This window comes from Streptomyces sp. (assembly GCF_050698815.1).
Lineage (GTDB): Bacteria > Actinomycetota > Actinomycetes > Streptomycetales > Streptomycetaceae > Streptomyces.
On the sequence record NZ_JBOHCV010000458.1, the window covers coordinates 1 to 2296 of the forward strand.

General features: G+C 69.1%; 2 protein-coding genes. One reads left to right on the forward strand and one right to left on the reverse strand.

Annotated elements, in window-relative coordinates:
- A partial coding sequence (locus tag ACRDP3_RS16670) for a transglycosylase domain-containing protein (protein WP_431517749.1) occupies positions 1 to 1751 on the forward strand: 1751 nt, incomplete at its 5' end.
- A 106-nt stretch (positions 1752 to 1857) separates the two neighbouring features.
- Here the strand turns inward: ACRDP3_RS16670 and ACRDP3_RS16675 are convergent.
- Positions 1858 to 2296 (reverse strand): GatB/YqeY domain-containing protein (locus ACRDP3_RS16675; protein WP_431517750.1); only part of this gene is annotated, 439 nt, incomplete at its 5' end.

Below are 2296 nucleotides of genomic sequence, written 5' to 3' on the forward strand. Positions count from 1 at the left end.
AGTACGCGATCCAGGTCGAGGAGAGCCTCGGCAAGAAGAAGATCCTGGAGAACTACCTCAACATCACCTTCTTCGGGCAGCAGGCGTACGGCGTGGAGGCCGCGGCCCAGCGCTACTTCTCCAAGTCCGCCAAGGACCTCGAGGTGGAGGAGTCCGCGCTGCTGGCCGGTGTCGTGCAGTCGCCGAGCCGGTACGACCCGGTTCAGTACGAGGAGCGGGCCAAGAAGCGGCGTGACATGGTGCTGTCCCGGATGGCTTCCCTGGGAGACATCACCGGCGAGCAGGCACGGGAGGCGAGAGGCAAGCCACTCGGTCTCAAGATCAGCAAGCCCCGGAACGGCTGCATCACCGCCTCCAACGGGGCCGGCTTCTTCTGCGACTACGTGCGCGAAGTGGTCCTCAACGACCCCGCCTTCGGCAAGACCGCCAAGTCACGGGCCAAGCGCTGGAACCAGGGCGGCCTGACCATCAGGACCACCCTGGACCCGAAGGCGCAGAAGTCGGTCGAGTCCTCGATACAGCAGCACGTGAACCAGTCGGACAAGGTGGCGACGGCCGCCTCGATCGTCGAGCCCGGCACGGGAAAGATCCTGGGCATGGGGCAGTCACGGCCGTACGGCTACGGCAAGAACGAGACAGAGATGAACCTGTCCGTGGACGACGACATGGGCGGCGGAGCGGGCTACCAGCCGGGCTCCACCTTCAAGCCGGTGGTCGCGGCGGCGGCGCTGGAGCGCGGTACCAGCATGTACAAGAAATACCCGTCGCCGTACAAGATGAAGTATCCGTCCCCGGTGCAGACGTGCAAGGGACAGTGGAGCGGCAGCGCGCCGGTCGAGAACGAGAACCGGCGCGAGGTCGGCCCGTACCGGATGAAGGAGGCGACCGCGAAGTCGGTCAACACCTACTTCGTCTCCCTCATCAGTGACACCGGCGTCTGTCCCGTCACCAAGATGGCGAAGAAGATGGGGATCCAGCGCGCCGACGGCAAGAAGATCGACCAGGTCCCCTCGATCACGCTGGGGACCCAGGAGATGTCGCCGCTGACGATGGCCGAGGGATACGCCACCTTCGCCAACCGGGGAGTGCACTGCACGCCCGTCGCGGTGTCGTCGATCACCGACGCGAACGGCAAGAAGCTGCCGGTGCCGAAGACCTCCTGCGAGCGCGCGATGAGCAAGCGCACCGCGGACACCGTCAACTCACTGCTGCGCGGTGTGGTCGAGGACGGCACCGGTAAGAAGGCCGGGCTGAGCGGACGCGACAGCGCGGGCAAGACGGGCACGACGGACCAGCGGTACGCGGCCTGGTTCGTGGGCTACACGCCGAACATGTCCGGCGCCGTCTGGGTCGGCGACCCCGAACACAAGACGCAGATGACCGACATCTCCATCGGCGGCGTCTACCACGAGAAGGTCTTCGGCGGTGAGGTCCCCGGTCCGATCTGGCGGGACGCGATGTCCGGAGCGCTTGCGGGCGAACCCGCCCCGGGCTTCCACCACGTCCCGATCAAGGACGACAAGAAGGGCAAGGGCAAGGGCAAGGGCCGCGGTGACCGCGACCGGCCCAAGCCGCCGGACGACCCGGGCGACTCCTGGCCCACCGTGCCGCCCGACTTCATCGGCGGCGCCGACAGCGGTGGTGCGGACGGCGGTTCGATCGGTGGCTCGGACGGCGGCGACGGTAACGGCGGCTGGGACTTCGGCGGTGCCGGCAACGGCGGGCGCCGCAGCGGCGGAACCGGCGGTTAGCGAGACGTGGCCGCTGCCCGGCCCGAACACGTTGTAAGGGGCGCCCTCTTGGGAGGGCGCCCCTTACGCGTGCGTACGTGCGTGCGCGAATGCGTGCCGTGCGGTGCTAGCCGGCCGCCAGCCGCTTCTTGACGGCGGCGGCCACCCGGCCGCCCTCGGCCCGCCCCGACACCTTCGGGTTGACGATCTTCATGACGGCACCCATGGCCCGCGGCCCCTCGGCACCGCCCGCCTGCGCCTCCGCGACGGCCTCGCCGACCAGCGCGTCCAACTCCTCGTCCGTCAGCTGCTTCGGCAGGTAGTCGGCGAGCACCTCGCCCTCCGCCCGCTCCCGCTCGGCCTGCTGGGCGCGGCCGCCGCCGTCGAAGGCCTCGGCCGCCTCGCGGCGCTTCTTCGCCTCCCGCGTGATGACCGTCTGCACCTCGTCGTCGGAGAGTTCACGCGCCGACGTGCCCGCGACCTCCTCCTTGGTGATCGCGGTGAGGGTCATCCGGAGGGTGGCGGAGCGCAGCTCGTCGCGCGCCTTGATCGCTGTGGTCAGGTCG